The organism is Pseudarthrobacter sp. S3 (assembly GCF_050156905.1).
GTDB lineage: Bacteria > Actinomycetota > Actinomycetes > Actinomycetales > Micrococcaceae > Arthrobacter.
In genome coordinates this window covers 3,215,787-3,235,036 of record NZ_CP189583.1, presented here as the reverse complement: position 1 = coordinate 3,235,036, position 19,250 = coordinate 3,215,787, and the positions used below count along the sequence as shown (strand labels likewise).

Genomic DNA, 19,250 nt, shown 5'->3' with positions numbered 1-19,250 from the left:
CAACGGCGGCAGGCGGTAACTTTGTACCTATGAAGTACGCGCAGTCCGTCCTGGACCTCATCGGAAACACGCCGCTCATCAAGCTCAACCACGTAACGGAAGGCCTCAAAGCCACTGTCCTGGTCAAGCTGGAATACATCAATCCTGGCGGCTCCATCAAGGACCGCATCGCGGTGAAAATGATCGAAGAGGCCGAACGGACCGGCAAGCTCCTGCCTGGCGGGACCATCGTTGAGCCGACGTCGGGCAACACCGGTGTTGGTCTGGCGCTCGTTGCCCAGCAAAAGGGCTACAAATGCATCTTCGTGGTGCCGGACAAGGTCGGCGAGGACAAGCGCGCCGTGCTTCAGGCGTATGGCGCCGAGGTAGTGGTCACCCCCACGTCCGTGGCCCCGGACAGCCCGCAGAGTTATTACAGCGTCTCGGACCGGCTCGTCACGGAAATTCCGGGTGCCTACAAGCCTGACCAGTTCTCCAACCCGGCCGCGCCCGGCAGCCACTACGAGTCCACAGGACCGGAGATCTGGCAGGACACGGACGGCACGGTGACGCACTGCGTGATCGGCGCCGGCACCGGCGGCACCATCACCGGCACCGGCCGTTTCCTCAAGGAGATCTCGGCGGAGCGTCCGGAGGCCGACGGCGGCCGGGTCAGGATCATCGGGGCGGACCCCGCAGGTTCGGTCTACTCCGGCGGCACTGGGCGCCCGTACTTCGTGGAGGGAGTGGGTGAGGACATGTGGCCGGCCAACTACGACAAATCCGTGCCGGACGACGTCATTGCCGTCACCGACGCCGATTCCTTCGCCATGACCCGGCGGCTGGCCCGCGAGGAAGGGCTGCTGGTGGGCGGCTCGTCCGGCATGGCCGTGGTGGCAGCACTGGAGACCGCCCGCGACCTCCCCGATAGCGCCGTGGTGGTGGTCATCCTCCCGGACTCCGGCCGCGGCTACCTGGCCAAGATCTTCAACGACCAGTGGATGCGTTCCTACGGGTTCCTCTCCGGCGGCGAAGAAGCCTCCGTGGGTGAGGTCATCAAGACCAAGAACGGCGAGCTGCCGGACCTGGTCCACATCCACCCCAACGAGACCGTCCGTGATGTCATCAATATCATGAACGAGTTCGGCGTCAGCCACATCCCGGTCCTCTCGCAGGAACCGCCGGTGGTCATGGGCGAGGTCCTCGGCGCAGTGGATGAGCGCAGCCTGACCTCCAAGCTGTTCCGCGGCGAAGCCAAGCTGACGGACAAGATCTCTGAGCACATGGGGCCCCGTCTGCCGGTCATCGGCTCGCTGGAAACCATCTCCGCAGCCCGCGAGCTGCTCTCCGACGTGGACACCGTGATGGTGACGTTCGTCGGTGCCCCCGTGGGAATCCTCACCCGCCACGACCTCCTCGCCTACCTCAGCAACTAATCCTCCGGTGGTTGAGCCTGTCGAAACCAGGATCTCGACAGGCTCGATCACCGCATGAAAGGACCTTCAAATGTCTGCAGAAAACCAGGGTTTCAACACGCGCGCCGTCCACGCCGGCCAGGCCTTCGAGCCCCGCACCGGCGCCGTGGTCCCGCCGGTGCACTTCAGCTCCACGTACGCCCAGGACGGAATCGGCGGGCTCCGCGACGGCTACGAATACGGCCGCGGCACCAACCCCACGCGCGACGCCCTGCAGGAGCAGCTCGCGGCGCTCGAAGGCGGAAGCCATGCGTACTCCTTCAGCTCCGGCCTCGCGGCGGAGGACTCCCTGATCCGGGCGCTGACCAGGCCTGGCGACCATATTGTGCTCGGCAACGACGCCTACGGCGGCACCTACCGGCTGATCAACCGCGTGCTCGGGGACTGGGGGATCGGAAACACGCCCGTGGACATGGCGGACCTGGACGCGGTACGCGAAGCCGTGGCCGCGAGCAAGACCCGCTTCGTCTGGGTGGAGACCCCTTCCAACCCGCTGATGAAGATCACCGATATTGAGGCGCTCGCCGCGATAGCGCACGACGCCGGTGCCCTCCTCGTGGTGGACAATACCTTCGCGTCGCCCTACCTTCAGACCCCGCTCGCCCTGGGTGCCGACGTCGTGGTCCACTCCACCACCAAGTACATCGGCGGGCACTCCGATGTGGTGGGCGGCGCCATTGTGGTCAACGACGCGGAGCTCGCGGAGAAGATCGGCTTTGTGCAGTTCGCTGTGGGTGCGGTGTCCGGCCCGATGGACGCGTTCCTCACCACCCGTGGCCTGAAGACGCTCGGCGTGCGCATGGACCGGCACAGCGACAACGGCCAGGCCGTGGCCGAATGGCTGCTGCAGCGCCCCGAGGTGGAGGCCGTCCTGTATCCGGGCCTGCCCTCCCACCCCGGCCATGAGCTGGCCAAGAAGCAGATGAAGAAGTTCGGCGGTATGGTGTCCGTCCAGTTCAAGGGCGGCGAGGCGGCGGCCCGCACGGTCGCGGAAAACACGCAGGTGTTCACGCTGGCAGAATCCCTGGGCGGCATCGAATCACTGATGAACTACCCCTCGGAGATGACCCACGCATCGGTCAAGGGCACTGAGCTCGCGGTTCCGGTTAACCTGATCCGGCTCTCCTGCGGCATCGAGGACGTGGAGGACCTCATCGCCGACCTTGAGCGGGCCTTCTCGTTCCTCAAGTAGCACCGCGCCTCAAGTAGCACCTTTCCAACCACGGGCACCCTGGCTTTCTTCAAGAAAGTTAGCTAGGGTGCCTTTATGGTACTCCGCTCCGACTGGTCCCAGCGCAACTGCAGCATGGCACGAGGTCTCGACATTTTGGGTGACCCCTGGAGCATGCTTGTGCTCCGCGAGGTCTTTTTCGGCAACGGGCGTTTCGACGCCATGAAGTCCCGGCTCGCCGTCGCGGACTCGGTGCTCACCAGGCGCCTGGCGGGTCTGGTGGAGTCGGGGCTGCTCGAGAAGAAGGCGTACGACGACGGCGGCCGCGCCCGCCAGGAATACGTCCTGACCCCGAAGGGTGAGGATGCCCTCCCCGTCCTGAACGCCGTGGTCATGTGGGCGGAAAAGCACCTCCCTGCACCCTCGGACCAGGCCCACATGTTTGTGATCCATTCCGGCTGCGGCCAGCGGACCGGCTCCGCGGACACCTGCACCGGCTGCGGGGAGCGGCTGACAGCCGCCAACACCAGCTGGCACAGCCTCACCCGGACGGACGCGCCGGTGCAACTGGCCACCGCCGCATGAGCGCCACCGAAACAACCCGCCGCCGGCGACTGCACCCCGCCTGGACCGTCGCGGCCGTCGCCTTCCTGGCCCTTGTGGGAGCCGCCGGATTCCGTGCCGCCCCCGGTGTGCTGATGGTGCCCCTGCAGCAGGAGTTCGGCTGGTCCACTACCGTTCTGTCCGCAGCCGTTAGCATCAACCTGGTGCTGTTTGGCCTGACCGCCCCGTTCGCCGCGGCCCTGATGGAAAAGTTCGGGATCCGGGCCGTCACCGCCAACGCCCTGGTGCTGATCGGGGCCGGCAGCGCGCTCACGGTGCTGGTCAACCAGTCCTGGCAGATCCTCCTGACCTGGGGACTGCTGATCGGGTTGGGCACAGGCTCCATGGCCCTCGTCTTCGCCGCCACCATCGCCAACACCTGGTTCTCCAAGAGCCGGGGCCTGGTGATCGGCATCCTCACCGCCGGCAGCGCCGCCGGCCAGCTGGTCTTCCTGCCGTTCATCGCCATGCTGGCCCAGGATCCGGGCTGGCGGCAGGCATCGCTGCTGATCGCCGCCGGCGCGCTGGCTGTGGTTCCGCTGGTGCTGAAGTTCCTCAAGAACTCACCGGCCGACGTCGGTGCCTTGCCTTACGGTGAAACGGCCCCTGAGGAGGGAACGGCTGCGGAAGCGGATGCCGTGGACAGCGGGCGCAGCAGCAACGCCGCGGTGCGCGCCCTCCAGGTGCTCAAGCGGGCCAGCAAAGTACGGACGTTCTGGGCGCTGGTGGCAGGTTTTGCGATCTGCGGCGCCACCACGAACGGGCTGATCGGCACCCACTTCATCCCCTCCGCCCACGACCACGGCATGCCCGAAACCACCGCGGCCGGGCTGCTCGCCGTCGTCGGGATCTTTGACATCGTGGGCACCATCGCCTCCGGCTGGCTGACCGACCGCTACAACCCCAAGATCCTGCTGGCCGTCTACTACCAGTTCCGGGGGATCGGGCTGCTGGTGCTGCCGCTGCTCCTGAGCGCCAGCATCCAGCCGAGCATGATCGTTTTTGTGGTGATCTACGGCCTGGACTGGGTGGCCACCGTGCCGCCCACCGCGGCAATCTGCCGGAAAACGTTCGGCGCGGACGGCAGCGTGGTGTTCGGCTGGGTGTTCGCGGCCCACCAGCTGGGTGCGGCCGCCGCTGCCCTTGGCGCCGGCGTCATCCGGGACGCCACCGGCCAGTACACCTACGCCTGGTTCGGCGCGGCGGCCATGTGCACCATCGCCGCCGTGATCAGCGCGACCATCCGCAAGGACGCCGGCCAGAAGGAGCCGGTGGCCGTGGCTGTTTGAGCTGGCCGGCTGATCGCGCGGCTGATCGCGCGGCTGCCGGGCCGCTACCCGGCTGTCCCGATCCGCAGCGTCAGCGTGCGGGCCTCCGGACGAAGCGCGAAGTCCGGCCAGACGTCCGGGCCGCAGGCCCGTGAACCCAAACCGTGCTGGGCAGCGTCCAGGTAAAGGTAGCTGTGCTCACTCCGGGGCAACTCGTGGGGATGGGCGGCGGCGCTGACCTCCTGTGCGGTGTGACGGGCCAGGGTGAAGCCGGGCCGGCGCCCGCGGGAATCCGGCACTGTCTCGATTTTCAGCCAGGGCGCGCCCGCGTTGTTCAGCTCGAGTGAACGCACGGCACTGCGGTGCCCGCTTTCCTGCGGCTTCGCGTACGGGACTCTGAGGTCGTCGATTGCTGCCGAATACCGCCCGATCAGTGCCGCGTGCATGCTGTCCGGATACGATTCCCGCGGTCCGGCGCCGAACCAGGAGGCGCCGTCCACGGAGCCGGGCAAATCGAAACTGACCCCGATGCGCGGCCAGATCATGTTCCAGCCGGCACTGGGAACGATGTCCAGGCGCAGCCACAGCTCGCCATCCGCGAGCTGCCAGTGCTCTTCGACCGTTACGGAGTCGGCGCTGTCCGCGGGTGCGTACCGCGTCCGGACCACTACTGATTCGTCGTTCGCCGCGACCTTTTCCACCCGGGCAGTCAGGCGGTCCAAGCCTGCTGTCCGCCACACCTCGGCCGACGGCGGGGCCGGCACGCCAATTCCGTTGTTCAGCCACGGGTCGGCGAGATCGTAACTGCCGTGGCCCGCTCCGCCGTCGTTGTCCGTCGGTGCACGCCAGAGCTCCAGGCGGGGACCGGCCACCGACAAACCGCCAAGCGACACAAGCCGGCCCTCCTCGAAGACCGCGGGTCCGAGGGTTACCGTTCCGGCCCCAGCGGAACCGGCACCCGCAGACCCGGCCGCCAGGCTGCCTGTCCTGCCGGCGGAAGCCATGGGGCGCGGGACCTGAACGGACGGCGCAGGCGCCGAGAGATCCAGCTGGGCGGCCGAAATCACGTGCCCGGCCGGAGCCCAGCCGGTGTCCTTGCGGAGTACGGCTTCAACGGTGAGCCAATGCTCGCCGCTCCCTGTGACAGCAAACCCCGGCAACTCCAGGGTCACTGAGTCGCCTGCCGCAAGAGCCTGGCCGGAGGTGCCGGCCACTGGCAGTTCGCCTGAGTCGCTGCGGACCCCATCCACTTCCGTCCGCCACTGGAACACGACGTCGGACGAGTCCGCCGAGTGCCGCAGGTTGGCGACCGTGCAGAACCGCCGTGCACCGCCGTCGGACGCTGTTCCAACGGCCACCTCGGTGCCGAAGCCCAATCGGATCGGCGCCACGATCTGCTTGTATTCGAAAAGTCCCGGGCTCGGTGTCGAATCGGAGAGAACCATTCCGTCCATCACGAAGTTGCCATCGTGGATGACCTCGTTGAAATCGCCGCCATAGGCGAAGAACTCGGTTCCGTCTGCCGTGCGTGTGCGGATGCCGTGGTCACGCCATTCCCAAACGAAGCCACCGTGCAGCCGTGGGTAGCGGTCAACGAGGTCCTCATATTGGTCGATGGCGCCGGGGCCGTTGCCCATCGCATGAACGTACTCGCACAGGATGAAGGGTTTGGTCCGCTGGCGTGCCGACTCGGCGGCGGAACAGCCGAGCAGCAGCGAGCCCGAGCCGTCCCGTCCGATCGCTTCAGTCTCGGGCACAGAGGAGTACATCCGCGAATAGACGTCCGTGTAGGCGCCGCTGTAATCACCCTCATAGTGCACGGGGCGTCCGGTGTCGCGGGCGTGGGCCCACGCGGCCATGGCGGCGAGGTTGGCGCCTGTGCCTGCCTCGTTGCCGAGCGACCACATAACGATGGAGGGGTGGTTCTTGTCGCGCTCGATGGTGCGCTCGATTCGGTCCACGTAGGCTTCGCGCCAGGCGGGATCGTCGCTGGGATTCCCGGCCCACTGCTGAGTATGGAATCCGTGCGTTTCGAGGTCGCACTCAAGAATCACCCAGAAGCCCATTTCATCAGCCAGGTCCAGCAACCGGGGATGCGGGGGATAGTGGCTGGTGCGGATCGCATTGACGTTGAACTGCTTCATAAGGGCCAGATCGGCGCGGGCAAACTCTTCGTCGAAGACGCGGCCCCGGTCTGGATGGGTCTCATGCCGGTTCATGCCGTGGAACACCACACGCCGGCCGTTCACGAGAAAGCGGTCCCCCACAATTTCAACCGTGCGGAAACCGAGGCGTAGAGAGAGCGTTTCGGCAGCGCTGCCCACCGTTGCGTCGTACAGCCGCGGGATCTCGGCAGACCACGGTTCGACGGCGTTGATCGCCACCGGGGCAACGTCCGCAGCAGAGTTCCACGTGACGTTGACGTCCAGCTCCGGAACGGACAGCGTCACCGGAAAGGCGTCGCCCTTTGCCATGATTTCAGGGTCAATGGTGCCGGCGCCGGAATGACCGGAGCCGCTGAACGAGGTGCGCAGCCAGACGTCCTCGATCCCGCCCGCCGGCCGTGCCTGGAGCGTCACATCGCGGAAGATGCCAGGCAGCCACCACTGGTCCTGGTCTTCGACATAGCTCGACGCCGACCACTGGTGCACCCGCACGGCGAGCACGTTGGATCCCGGGCGTACCGCATCGGTTACATCGAATTCCTGAGCCAGCCGGCTCCCGACGCCGACGCCGATCTGAATCCCGTTAATCCACGCCTTGTACCGCGATTCGACGCCGTCGAACCGCAGCAAGATCCGCTCGGCTTCGGTCCATGCCGCCGGCAGTTCGAAGGTGCGCCGGTAGTCGCCGGTGGGATTCTCGTCGGGGACGTTGGGTGCATCGGTTGGAAAGGGGAACTGGACGTTGGTGTAAATGGGCCGCCCGTAGCGGCCGTCGCCTTCCAGCACCCAGTGGGCCGGGACAGCGATCTCGTCCCACGACGAGTCATCGAATGTCTCCTCGGCGATGCCGTCGAGAGCCTCGCCGGCGGGCAGGACGCCGCGGCCCCCGGGGGTTCCGGGTGCACCAGGCAGGCGCCGGAAGCGCCAATTGCCGTTGAGCGACTGGGTGGGCGCAGTGGTGTGCAGCCAGGAGCGGGCGGCCGTCCGACGGCCCGAACCCGGTCCGCGGTCAGTTATGTAGGAAACATCGGCGGTGCGGCCGGACGCTGTGGACTGGGACATTACTGGTCTGTTCCTTCTGTAAGCCCGCCGCGCCGGAAGCGCATGCCGGGGACTGTGATGGCCGGCACATCGGGAGTCGATACGAGACAGGCTAACACAAAATTCGAGCGAGCACTCGAATTTTGTTTCGATCGGATATTTTCCGCCTGTACACTGGCATGCCATGACCACAAACGAGGCGGGGCGGCCGTCCCGGCGGGGACCATATGCGAAGTCGACGGAACGCCGGCAAGCCATACTTGTTGCCGCGCACGCAGTCTTTGCGGCCCACGGGTACCGCGGGGGCTCCTTGCAGGATGTTGCAGACCACCTCGGAATGAGCCAGACGAGCCTCCTGCACTACTTCCCGTCGAAAAGCGATCTGCTGCTTGCCGTGCTCAACTGGCGCGACTCGAATACCGGAGATGGCACAACGCCGCCCGATCCCGGGGAAGGGCTCGTTGACGCCGTGATCCGCCAGGCCCGATTCAACGAAGAAGTCCCGGGCGTCATTGAGTTGTACACCGTGCTGTGCGCGGAATCAGTCACGGACGGCCATCCGGGGCGCGAATTTTTCACCGAACGATTTGACCGGCTGCGGGGGAGCTACGCCCGTCGGTTCACGCAGCTCGCAGAGGAAGGGCGGCTGCGCCCCGGTGTGGAACCGGAAGTCGCCGCGGCATCCTTGATTGCCCTGTGGGACGGCATCCAGACACAGTGGCTGCTGTCGCCCAACAGCGTCGATATGGCAAAGTGCCTGCGCGGCTACCTTGAGCTGGTCATCCTGCCCGATTAGCCACGCGGGGCAGGCATGTTTACCGGAACGCGCCGAGGCCGGTGATGTGTTGACCAAGGACGAGCATGTGGACCTCGTCGGTTCCCTCGTACGTGCGGACTGACTCCAGGTTGGCAGCATGCCGCAGCGGCGAATAGTCCAGCGTGATGCCGTTGCCGCCGAGGATGGAACGGGCTTCCCGGGCGATCTTTATGGCCTCGCGCACGTTGTTCAGCTTGCCCAGCGAGATCTGCTCGGGCCGCAGCTTCCTTTCGTCTTTGAGGCGCCCCAGGTAGTAGGCCAGCATGGTGCCTTTCTGGATCTCCAGCAGCATATTCACCAGCTTTTCCTGCGTCAGCTGGTACCCGGCCAGCGGCTTGCCGAACTGCAGCCGGTCCTGCGAATACGCCAGGGCGGCCTCGTAGGAATCACGCGCGGCGCCCATGGAACCCCAGACGATCCCGTAGCGGGCCTCGTTCAGGCACGTGAACGGTCCGCGAAGGCCCAGCGCGCCCGACAGCATGGCCTCGGGTGCCAGCCGGACGCCGTCGAACGCCACATCGCACTGGATGGAAGCGCGCATGGAGAGTTTCTGCGCGATGGGGGTGGTGGTTACGCCCGGCGTGCCGGCCGGCACCAGGAAGCCGCGGACGCCGTCGTCGGTTTTGGCCCACACCACCATCACCCCGGCCACGGACGCCAGCCCGATCCAGCGTTTGGCGCCGTCCAGGACCCAGCCGGCGTTGTCCCCGTTACCGTCCCGGCGGGCAAAAGTGGTCATCGAGGACGGATCCGAGCCCGCCGTGGGTTCGGTCAAGGCGAAGCAGCCGATCACTTCGCCGGCAGCCATCCGGGGGAGCCACTCCTGCTTCTGGTCCTCCGAACCCCATTTGTGGATGGCTGTCATGGCCAGGGATCCCTGCACCGAGACGAAGGTCCGGATCCCGGAATCGCCGGCCTCGAGTTCCATCGCGGCCAGGCCGTATTCGACGGCGGACCGGCCCGGGCAGCCATAGCCTTCCAGGTGCATCCCCAGCACGCCCAGCTCGCCGAGCTCGGGAGCCAGCTCCAGCGGAAAGACGGCGTCATCATACCAGCGGGCGATGTTTGGTTTGATCCGCTGGTCGGTGAAGTCGCGGATCCGCTGCCTGAGTGCTCGCTCGTCCGCGCTCAGCAGCGCGTCAAGGGCCAGAATGTCCGACGGGTCCGGTGCGGCAGTTACTTCGGCAGTGACATCAGCGTCGCTCATCTGAGTATCTTAGGCCGACGTCGGTGCGGCAGCAGCGGCCGTGGGCTCCCCGGTGAAATACTCCCGCGTTGACGGCAGGAACCGGCAGACAACGGCAAGGACCACACCCAGTGCCAGGAGCACCACGCCGCTGATAAACGCCCCGCCGACGCCGAAGATCTGGGTGTCACCGTAGGCCGGATCCCACATCTGGACGGCGGAAATGAAAAAGGCCGCGGTGAGAATCAGTGCACCGAGCAGCGGAAAGATGCCCCGGAACCAGAGGTTGCGGGCCGATTCCCGCAGCGTGCCGCGGAAATACCAGAAGCACGCGAAGCCGGTCAGTGCATAGTAGAACGCGATGAACAGGCTGATGGCGCCGATGGAATCGGAAAGCAGGTTTTCGCTGAGAAAGCTCATGGCCACGTAATACACCACGGCTGCTGCGCCCATGACCTGGGTGGAGAATCCGGGGGTCTGGTTTCGGGTGTGGACTTCGCCGAACTTCGGCGGCAGCGCGCCGTGCACACCCATCGACAGGGTGCCGCGGGCCGTTGGCAGGATGGTGGTCTGCGTGGACGACAGGACCGAGGCCAGCACTGCCACCACAATCAGCCAGCCCCACGGACCCAAAACAACGTCCTTCATGGCCAGGAAGACGTCGGCCTGGTTCGCTTCGTTGCCCAGGCCAATGCCCTCGGTACCCACGGTGGCGTACATCATCACCAGGAGGGCTACCGAGACGTAGATGGCCACCAGGACAAAAGCTGAAATGACGGCGCCGCGGCCGGGAGTGACTGACGGGTTTTCGGTCTCCTCGTTCACCGCCAGGCAGGTATCCCAGCCCCAATAGATGAACAGGGCAAGGAGCGCCCCGTGCACCACGGCGCCCGCATCGGCGAAGGCTCCGGCTGGGTTGAACCACTCGACGTCGAAGGCCTGGCCCTCGGGCGCACCGCCCGCGATCCGGATAATGATGGCCAGGGCGAAGATGCCGAGCGATACGTACTGCACGTAGGTCAGGACCCGCTGGACGTGCTCGCCCAGCCGGATGCCCCGGTAGTTCACCAGGGTCATAAAGACGATGAACAGCACACCGGTGGCCGTGACCACCACCTTGTTTTCGGCCAGTGAGCCGTCGCCGATCAGCAGCCACAGGTACTGGCCTGCCACTTGCGCCAGGTTGGCCAGGACCACGATGCCGGCCAGGCCAACTCCCCAGCCGCCCAGCCAGCCCGCCCAAGGACCGAACGCCCGGCGGGACCAGGTGAACGTGGTGCCGCAGTCCGGCATGGCGCTGTTCAGCTCACGGAACCCGTAGGCGATGAACAGGACAGGGATGAACCCGAGGACCAGGATCAGGGGAGTGTAGGTTCCGTTCACGGCGACGATCAGGCCCAGCGTGGCGGCCAGCGAATACACGGGCGCCGTGGACGCGAGGCCCAGCATGACCGAGTCGCCGAGGTCCAGGATTCCCGCGTGGAGCCCCTTGGCGGGGACGGCACCGCCGGAACCGCCGCCCGCCGTCGTCGTCTCCGCACTCATACGGTCACCGGGCTCGGGAAGGTCAAGGGGCTCATAGTGCGATACCTGCTTTGCTGGAGTGCGCCTGCGCTGAAAGCGGCGCCGGGGCGTCAATGGTGTTGGGCACAAAACGGCAGAAATAATCGGTGATGGGGCCCTTCGATTCGCGGATCCCGCAGCCCACGGACTCGCCGTCCACCACCCAGAGGCCAAGGACGGGGTGGTTGCCGGCGAAGTCGGGCAGCGCGTGGAACTGCTGGTAGCACCAGCCCTCACGGCCGTACCCGCCGGGCTGCTCCAAGCTGATGCCCGGAGCGTGGATTTTGATGTTGTCGCCTTCGCGCCCGTGCAGCGGCTTGGCCACCCATTCTTTCAGGGGTCCGGGTTCGTTCAGGTAGGCGGGCAACAGGTTGGGGTGGTCCGGGTACAGATGCCACAGCGCGGCCAGCAAGGCCTTGTTGGAGAGCAGCATCTTCCATGCAGGCTCCACCCAGCGGGGATTGTGCGCTCGCTGCAGCAGCCGGTGCCCGAACGGCTCCTTCATCATCAGCTCCCACGGGTACAGCTTGAACATGGTGCTGATCATGAAGTTGTCCAGGTCCACAAAGCGGTTCAGGTTGGGATCCCAGCCGATGTCGGACATGTTGATGCCGATGGTGGTCCAGCCCGCCTGGCTGGCCACGTCCCGCATGTATCCGGCCGTCATCCAGTCCTCGCCGGACTCCTCAGCCTCGGAATGGGCGATATGGAGCGTGCTCATGCCGGTGCGGTACTGCATTTTCTTCCACTGCCGGATCAGGGCCTCGTGGATGCCGTTCCACTGGTCCTTTTCCGGGAACACGTCCTGCAGCCAGAACCATTGCGCTACGGCGGCCTCGATCAGGCCCGTGGGGGTGTCGGCGTTGTACTCCAGCATCTTGGCGGGTCCGCCCTGGCCGTCATAGATAAAGTCGAACCGCCCATAGACATCCATGTCAGCGGCCTGCAAAGACTCAGCCGCGAGGTCCAGCGCCTGCGGGCCGATGCCGATGTTCCCCATGGCGCCGGTGGCCAGGAATTTGGCTGCCTCCAGGCACATCCTGTGCATGTCCTCGGCCGTGACCTCCAGCGTCTCCACCTCGTCCATGGTGAATTCGTAGTAGGCGGCCTCGTTCCAGTATTCGATCTTCTTACCGTCGGGCATGGTGGTGGTGGAGAAGACCAGGCCCTGCTCTTCGATCTTCTGCTTCCATTCGGGCCTGGGCTCCGATAACAAGCGCTTCACGCCTAGCCCCCAGTGCTTCCGCCTTTGGAGCTGCTACCAAAGCCGCCCCTGCTGACTGTTCCGCCCTTGGTGCTGTACCCGGTGGAAGCCTTGGCGCCGCTGGGGATGGTGCTGGTGTAGCTCGGGTACGAGGACCGGTTCTGGCCCACCCCGGGAACGCTGGCGCCGCGGGAATAGAAGTACCATGCGTAGAGTGCGCCGCTGCGGCCGGCGGAACTGTTGCACTGAGTATCTTCCACGCGCTCGCCGGTTTCGTCATTGAAGCAGACCTGGGCGTAGTCGGCCTCATCCTGGTTGCTGGCCACAACGGCGGTGATGGTTCCGGCAAGGAGGGCCGTGACTCCCAACCCCACCACGACGGTCCGCCGCTGGGAACGCTTTTTGTGCGCGGCCGCTTCATGGGCCTGGCGCTCGCGGTCACGGGCGAAGGGATCAACCGTGGGAATGGGTTCGTTCAGGAGTCCAGGGCGCAGTTCCGGCTTGGGAACCTGCCAGGGCGGCGGCTTCGGCACGCCGTGATCCTTGCCCTGACCGGCGCCCTGGTCTTTGGGCTGGTCTCTGTCCGGACCGTTGCCTTGGCCCTTTTCCGGGTCCATGACGTCCCCCCTGGTAGTCCATGCTGAATGTGGGCGCAACTGTGCGCCGGAAGCTCAATCCTGAGTTCAGCCTAGCCGCTGCCCTGGCTGGCTGCGAGCGGAAACCGGGGGCAGAAGTCCCCACCCTGCCGCCCAGTCCCAATGCGGGCCCGGGAACCTACACTGGAGCCATGGAAACCGCATCTGTGCTGGCCATCTGCCGCGTCCACCAACTTCTCGCCACTGAGGGGAGCGTGGGGGTGACGGCTATCGACAAGCGCCCGGTGGAGGGCCCGGTCCGTGTCCATCGGCTGGGCCTGCACGGCGATGTCCAGGCGGACCGGATCAACCACGGCGGGGAGGACCAGGCCATCTACGCCTACTCCCAGGAGGACGCAGGCTACTGGGCCGGCGAGCTCCAGCGGGACCTCCCGCCCGGGATCTTCGGCGAAAACCTTCGCGTGGCCGGCATCGACACCACCGGCGCCGTCATCGGGGAGCGCTGGAAGATCGGACTGGACGTGGAACTGGAAGTCACTTCTCCGCGCACGCCCTGTGCCACCTTCCAACAGCGCTTTGACGAACCCCGCTTCGTCAAACGCTTCACGGAGGCCGGGCGCGTGGGCGCCTACCTCAGGGTGATCCGCACCGGCAGCATCCAGGCCGGGGACCACATCCACCGCTTCTTTGTGCCCAACCACGGCATTACGGTGGGCAAATGGTTCAGCGAGCCTGACCTGGAGTCCATGGAACTCCTCCGGGACGCCGACGCCGACCGCGAGATCCGCCTGCAGCAGCCCGAATTCAACCAGAAATTCGAAGCCTTGCTGCGGCGTTCACGCGGGTAACGGCCCAGCTGAGTGGCTGGCAGGGGAGCCATGTGCGCAAGCTCACCGCCGTCGTCGTACGTTCAATTAGCCGCAAAGCGGATCTGTACCTTACACTTGAAACATCCCCCACTCCGGAAATCCCTTATTCCTGCCCAATTTTTGAGGCAGGACTGGCAAGTGTTGGGGCCCGCTATTGTGATGCGGGCATTTTCATAGGGAGAGCCGGCTAAAGAAAACGCTGTACAGACTGCTGAGATAGCAGCCAAGAGATGCAGCGGGAAGTCCTGCCACGGGATTGCGAAAGCGCCGGACTTCTAAGTGACCGGCCGGTCAATGTATGCCCGGCACCCACGGCACACGTACTGCGGCTCCGCTCACCTCGGGTTGTGCCGCCTGGCCCCCTATGGATGAGGAAATTTCCCTATGCCCGAAAATCAAAATGACGCCACCGTTGAAGCAGTAACTGTCGAAACCGTCGCCGTCGAATTCACCGAGGCCGTTGCCCCCGCAGCAGAGCCCGCCGTCACTGAAGCCGAAGCCCCCGCCGCTCCCGCCAAGGTTGAAGAAGCTCCCGTAGCCAAGGCTGAAGAAGCTAAGACCGAAGAGGCACCCGCCAAGGCTGAGGAAGCCGAAGAAGAGGGCGTCAAGTTCGCCGATCTCGGTATCGATGCCCGCGTCCTCGCTGCGCTGCAGGATGTCGGCTACGAAAAGCCTTCCCCCATCCAGGCAGCAACCATCCCGCTGCTGCTTGAAGGCCGCGACGTTGTGGGCCTCGCCCAGACCGGCACCGGTAAGACTGCAGCATTCGCAGTACCGGCCCTGTCCCGCCTGGCCGAGCTCCACGACCTTAACGGCCCGTCCCGCAAGACCCAGGCCCTGGTCCTGGCTCCGACCCGCGAGCTCGCGCTTCAGGTCGCCGAGGCCTTCACCTCATACGCCAAGCACATCGATGACTTCACCGTCCTCCCCGTCTACGGCGGCTCCGCTTACGGCCCCCAGCTCGCCGGCCTGCGCCGCGGTGCCCAGGTTGTTGTCGGTACTCCGGGCCGTGTGATCGACCACATCTCCAAGGGCTCCCTGGACCTGTCCGAGCTCCAGTACCTGGTGCTGGACGAGGCTGACGAAATGCTGCGCATGGGCTTCGCTGAAGACGTGGAACAGATCTTCCAGCAGACCCCGTCGGACCGCCAGGTTGCACTGTTCTCGGCCACGATGCCGAGCCAGATCCGCCGGATGTCCAAGCAGTACCTGAACAACCCGGCCGAGATCTCGGTCAAGTCCAAGACCACCACCGGCGCCAACACCCGCCAGCGGTACCTGCAGGTTATGGGCCCGCACAAGCTTGACGCCCTGACGCGCATCCTCGAGGTTGAAGAGTTCGACGGCGTTATCGCCTTCGTGCGCACCAAGATGGCTACCGAGGACCTGGCTGACAAGCTGAAGGCCCGCGGCTTCCAGGCTGCCGCCATCAACGGCGACATCCCGCAGCAGCAGCGCGAACGCACTGTCGAGGCGCTGAAGGAAGGCCGCATCGATATCCTGGTGGCCACCGACGTCGCCGCCCGTGGCCTTGACGTTGAGCGCATCAGCCACGTGGTCAACTACGACATCCCGCACGACACCGAGTCCTACGTCCACCGCATCGGCCGCACCGGCCGTGCAGGCCGTTCCGGCGACGCCATCCTGTTCATGACGCCGCGGGAGAAGTACCTGCTGCGTTCCATCGAGAAGGCAACCCGCCAGCCGGTAGAGCAGATGCACCTGCCCACGGCCGAGACCGTCAACACGCTGCGCCTGGGCAAGTTCGCCGAGCGCATCACGGAGACCCTCGAGTCCGAGGACGTTGCCGCGTTCCGCGACCTCATCTCCTCCTACGAGGAAGAGCACAACGTGCCGGCCTCGGAGATCGCTGCTGCACTGGCCGTGATGGCCCAGGGCGGTCAGCCTCTGCTCGTCAAGGAACTGGCCGCAGCTCCCGATTTCCAGAAGCGCGAGCGCTCCAAGGACGGCTTCGGCTCACGTGGCCCCACCCGTACGCTCACCGAAGGCAATGCCACCTACCGGATCGCCGTCGGACGCCGCCAGCGCGTTATGCCGGGCTCCATCGTGGGCGCCATTGCCAACGAAGGCGGCATCTCCTCGGCCAACATCGGCGGCATCGACATTCGCGCCGACCACTCCCTCGTGGAGCTCCCGGCAGACCTTAGCGCCGACCAGCTGAAGGCGCTGTCCCGCACCCGGATCGGCGGCGAGCTGATCCACCTCGAGCTGGACAACGGCCGCAAGCCCTCCGGCGACGGCGAACGTGGCGGCTACCAGGGCAACCGTGGCGGCGACCGCGGCGGTTACCAGGGCAACCGTGGCGGCGGCGACCGCGGCGGTTACTCCGGCGGCGGCGCCGGCGGTGGCGACCGTGGCGGCAACTTCAAGGGCAACGGCGGGTTCAAGAAGGAATTCCGCAAGACCGACGGCGAGCGTAGCTCCGCTGACCGTGGCGGCCGCTCCTTCAGCGACCGCAACGAGCGCAGCGTGGGCACAGACGCGGCACGCAAGCCGCGCACCGAAGGCGGCTTCAAGCCCCGCAACAAGTGGTAACCACTGCTTTCTAAAGTGAACTGAGAACGGGCTGGCTGTCTGCCAGCCCGTTCTGCTTTAACCTTGCCGCTTATGTTCGCTTGGTCACATGTCCTCAGGGATCCGTCTCCGGGCCCGTGCATGGTCCGCCCGAAGGCCCCAGGAGTCCCGTATTTCCGGCATTTTTGGCCCCTTTCGCACCGTTCTGCAGCCGATTTGTTGGTGGCCAAATCTTCCGGTAGAGTATTTACTCGTTGCCCCCCTAGCTCAGTGGTAGAGCGCGTTCTTGGTAAGAACGAGGTCACCGGATCGATTCCGGTGGGGGGCTCTGGATGAGGGCCTGTGTCAAGGCGGTTTTTGACCGGCTTGGCGCAGGTTTTTCTCATTCGTGGCGGTGTAGCTCAGTTGGTTAGAGCGCACGACTCATAATCGTGAGGTCGGGAGATCGAGCCTCCCCACCGCTACAGGCCAAACCCCCGGAATCCCCGAGATTCCGGGGGTTTTTCTGCATCTCCGCACGACGTGTGGCCGCCGCGGCACGAGGCCGTGACAAGCGCTGCTTTTCGCCGTAGCTTTGCTGCAGCCGGCGATGGGGGATATCAGTGGACTTCTTCGAAACAATAATGGTGCCGTTCAATTGGCTGGTGTCCGCCATTATGGTCGTTTTCCACGACCTCCTGGGCAGTGCCGGAATGCCTGCGGCAGGCGGCTGGACGTGGACTTTGTCCATCATCGGCCTCGTGCTGATCATCCGTGCCGCCCTGATTCCGGTGTTCTTGCGGCAGGTCACCGCCCAGCGCCGGATGCGTCTCCTGCAGCCGGACCTGAAGACACTGCAGGCGAAGTACCAGGGCAGGACTGATCCGCTGTCCCGGCAGGCCATGGCCCAGGAACAGATGGCGCTCTACAAGAAGCACGGGACCAACTCTCTTTCCGCCTGCCTCCCGATGCTGATCCAGGTTCCGTTCTTCTTCGCGCTGTTCCAGGTGCTCTCCGGCATCCCAGCCGCGGCCGGGCAGGGCCAGGCCATCGGAGCGATGAGCCACGAACAGGCGCTGCAGTTCAATGCCTCAAGCATTTTTGGTGCTCCGCTGTCTGCGTCCGTGCTGCACGGCGGTGCCGGCGACCCCGCGGCTGTCGCAGTACTGACTGTCCTGATGATCCTGGCCATGACGGCCTCGCAGTTCATCACGCAACGACGGATTATGGCCAGGAACGTGCCTGACGAATCTCCGGACAATCCCTTCGCGCGCCAGCAGAACGTGATCCTGTACATCCTGCCGCTCGTCTTCGCCGTGGGCGGGGTCCTCTTCCCGATCGGCGTCCTGATCTACTGGACCACCACCAACCTTTGGACCATGGCGCAGCAGTTCACCATCAAATGAGGGGTGACGTTTCGGCGCTAAGGCCGTGGCTTAGCGCCGAGAGCTCACCCCTCACCGCATGGCCCGGCGGGAGCCGGCGCCTACCCATCCACCGCGGCCCGGGGCAGAATGGGGCGCATGGGCCAGCTCATCTACTCAGGAATCGCGTCCCTGGACGGCTACATCGCGGACCGGGACGGCAACTTCGACTGGAGCGCCCCGGACGAGGAGGTCCACGCCTTCATCAACGATCTCGAACGTGGGGTTGGCACCTTCCTGTTGGGGCGGCGCATGTATGAGGTGATGTCGGCCTGGGAAGCATGGGACACCACCGACGAGCCGCCCGTGATCCAGGACTTCGCCCGGATCTGGCAGGCGGCAGACAAAGTGGTCTACTCCGCGTCCCTCGAATCCGTGGTCACCGCCCGCACCAGGATCGAGCGGACGTTCAACCCCGACGCCGTCCGGGAACTGAAGGCAGCCACGGAGGGCAGCATCAGCATCGGCGGTCCCACTCTGGCCGCCGCGGCGCTGGACGCCGGACTTGTGGACGAATGCCAACTCTTCCTCAACCCGGTGGCGGTGGGCGGTGGGCTGCGCTTCCTGCCGGACGGAATGAAGCTGCGGCTGGAGCTCGTAGAAGAGCGCACCTTCGGAAACGGCGTGGTCTACCTCCGCTACCGCACCCTCGCCTGAACGCAGCGAATACGCCGGAGGGGCAGAATGGGGGAATGACCCGCATCGCAATCATCGGCGGCCACGGCAAAGTGGCCCTCCACCTGTCCACCCTGCTAACGGAAGAGGGGCACAGCGTCACCTCGATCATCCGCAACCCGGACCATGCGGCCGACGTCGCGGCCACGGGGGCAACGCCGTCGGTCCTGGACGTTGAAAATTCGACGACGGCGGCGATCGCCGGGTGCCTCGAGGGCCATGACGCCGTGGTCTGGTCAGCCGGGGCCGGCGGCGGGAATCCCGAGCGGACGTACGCCGTGGACCGTGACGCGGCCATCCGGTCGATGGACGCGGCGGCGGAGGCCGGCGTCGGGCGGTATGTCATGGTGTCCTACCTGGGCGCGGGGCGGGACCATGGCGTCCCGGCGGACCACAGCTTCTTCGCCTACGCGGAGGCCAAGGCGGCAGCGGATGAGTACCTGCGCGGCACGCGGCTGGCCTGGACCATCCTGGGTCCCGGCGCACTGACGGACAAGCCGGGGACTGGGCACATCGACGTCGCCCCCGTACTCGGAGTCGGCCGGGAAACCTCCCGCAGCAACACCGCGAGCGTGGTCGCGGCCGTGCTGGACCTGCCGGAGACGGCGGGACGCACCATCGAATTCCGCGACGGCACGCTGCCCATTGCCGCCGCGCTGGAGCCGCAGCCGTAGCGGAGCAGCCCAGCGCCGCAACGGCT

15 protein-coding genes and 2 tRNA genes are annotated in these 19,250 nt (G+C 65.8%); 12 read left to right on the top strand and 5 right to left on the bottom strand.

All coding sequences use genetic code 11. The features are described 5' to 3' along the window. Positions 1-29: 29 nt before the first annotated feature. The 4 genes from ACQCSV_RS15525 to ACQCSV_RS15510 all read left to right on the top strand — a co-directional run bounded on the left by ACQCSV_RS15525 (position 30) and on the right by ACQCSV_RS15510 (position 4,517). Positions 30-1,415, top strand: coding sequence for a cystathionine beta-synthase (locus ACQCSV_RS15525; RefSeq protein ID WP_282329544.1), 1,386 nt, complete (start codon positions 30-32; stop codon positions 1,413-1,415). 70 nt (positions 1,416-1,485) lie between these two features. After that, entirely contained in the window at positions 1,486-2,646 is a 1,161-nt protein-coding gene (locus tag ACQCSV_RS15520; RefSeq protein ID WP_426938728.1) for a cystathionine gamma-synthase, read from the top strand. 75 nt (positions 2,647-2,721) lie between these two features. After that, positions 2,722-3,210 (top strand): helix-turn-helix domain-containing protein, encoded by a 489-nt coding sequence (locus tag ACQCSV_RS15515; protein WP_354153258.1) that lies wholly within the window; start codon positions 2,722-2,724, stop codon positions 3,208-3,210. Continuing rightward, positions 3,207-4,517, top strand: a complete 1,311-nt coding sequence (locus ACQCSV_RS15510; RefSeq protein WP_426938727.1) for an MFS transporter — start codon at positions 3,207-3,209, stop codon at positions 4,515-4,517. Before ACQCSV_RS15515 ends, ACQCSV_RS15510 begins: the two co-directional genes overlap by 4 nt. 44 nt (positions 4,518-4,561) lie before the next feature. Here ACQCSV_RS15510 and ACQCSV_RS15505 read toward each other — a convergent pair whose 3' ends face one another. Then, positions 4,562-7,723 (bottom strand): glycoside hydrolase family 2 TIM barrel-domain containing protein, encoded by a 3,162-nt coding sequence (locus ACQCSV_RS15505; RefSeq protein WP_426938726.1) that lies wholly within the window; start codon positions 7,721-7,723, stop codon positions 4,562-4,564. 163 nt (positions 7,724-7,886) lie between these two features. On the opposite strand from ACQCSV_RS15505, the gene ACQCSV_RS15500 reads away from it, so the two are divergent. Further along, the gene (locus ACQCSV_RS15500) at positions 7,887-8,498 is read left to right on the top strand and encodes a TetR/AcrR family transcriptional regulator (RefSeq protein WP_426938725.1); all 612 of its coding nucleotides are present in this window, start codon (positions 7,887-7,889) and stop codon (positions 8,496-8,498) included. A gap of 19 nt (positions 8,499-8,517) precedes the next feature. Here ACQCSV_RS15500 and ACQCSV_RS15495 read toward each other — a convergent pair whose 3' ends face one another. The 4 genes from ACQCSV_RS15495 to ACQCSV_RS15480 are packed head-to-tail and all read right to left on the bottom strand — an operon-like array spanning position 8,518 to position 13,089. Then, positions 8,518-9,726, bottom strand: coding sequence for an acyl-CoA dehydrogenase family protein (locus tag ACQCSV_RS15495; protein WP_354153260.1), 1,209 nt, complete (start codon positions 9,724-9,726; stop codon positions 8,518-8,520). Positions 9,727-9,735: 9 nt separating this feature from the next. Next, entirely contained in the window at positions 9,736-11,250 is a 1,515-nt protein-coding gene (locus ACQCSV_RS15490; protein ID WP_354153261.1) for an APC family permease, read from the bottom strand. Positions 11,251-11,281: 31 nt separating this feature from the next. Then, positions 11,282-12,493 carry a glutathionylspermidine synthase family protein gene (locus tag ACQCSV_RS15485; RefSeq protein ID WP_426938724.1) on the bottom strand — a complete coding sequence of 404 codons (1,212 nt, stop codon included), beginning with the start codon at positions 12,491-12,493 and terminating at the stop codon, positions 11,282-11,284. A 2-nt stretch (positions 12,494-12,495) separates the two neighbouring features. After that, a complete protein-coding gene (locus ACQCSV_RS15480) occupies positions 12,496-13,089 on the bottom strand; it encodes a Tat pathway signal protein (protein WP_426938723.1) in 594 nt (197 codons plus the stop codon). Between the two features lie 170 nt (positions 13,090-13,259). On the opposite strand from ACQCSV_RS15480, the gene ACQCSV_RS15475 reads away from it, so the two are divergent. The 7 genes from ACQCSV_RS15475 to ACQCSV_RS15445 all read left to right on the top strand — a co-directional run bounded on the left by ACQCSV_RS15475 (position 13,260) and on the right by ACQCSV_RS15445 (position 19,224). Beyond that, positions 13,260-13,916, top strand: coding sequence for an MOSC domain-containing protein (locus ACQCSV_RS15475; protein WP_354222808.1), 657 nt, complete (start codon positions 13,260-13,262; stop codon positions 13,914-13,916). A gap of 405 nt (positions 13,917-14,321) precedes the next feature. Continuing rightward, the gene (locus tag ACQCSV_RS15470; protein ID WP_426938722.1) at positions 14,322-16,493 is read left to right on the top strand and encodes a DEAD/DEAH box helicase; all 2,172 of its coding nucleotides are present in this window, start codon (positions 14,322-14,324) and stop codon (positions 16,491-16,493) included. Between the two features lie 235 nt (positions 16,494-16,728). Continuing rightward, positions 16,729-16,800: transfer RNA gene (locus ACQCSV_RS15465), tRNA-Thr, on the top strand. A gap of 62 nt (positions 16,801-16,862) precedes the next feature. Continuing rightward, positions 16,863-16,936: transfer RNA gene (locus ACQCSV_RS15460), tRNA-Met, on the top strand. Positions 16,937-17,074: 138 nt separating this feature from the next. Next, on the top strand, positions 17,075-17,857 hold the full coding sequence (gene yidC, locus ACQCSV_RS15455; RefSeq protein ID WP_354222812.1) for a membrane protein insertase YidC: 783 nt from the start codon (positions 17,075-17,077) through the stop codon (positions 17,855-17,857). 117 nt (positions 17,858-17,974) lie between these two features. After that, positions 17,975-18,532: a dihydrofolate reductase family protein gene (locus tag ACQCSV_RS15450; RefSeq protein ID WP_354222814.1), complete on the top strand. Its 558-nt coding sequence runs from the start codon at positions 17,975-17,977 to the stop codon at positions 18,530-18,532. Positions 18,533-18,567: 35 nt separating this feature from the next. Continuing rightward, positions 18,568-19,224 carry an NAD(P)H-binding protein gene (locus ACQCSV_RS15445; protein WP_354222816.1) on the top strand — a complete coding sequence of 219 codons (657 nt, stop codon included), beginning with the start codon at positions 18,568-18,570 and terminating at the stop codon, positions 19,222-19,224. Positions 19,225-19,250 lie beyond the last annotated feature (26 nt).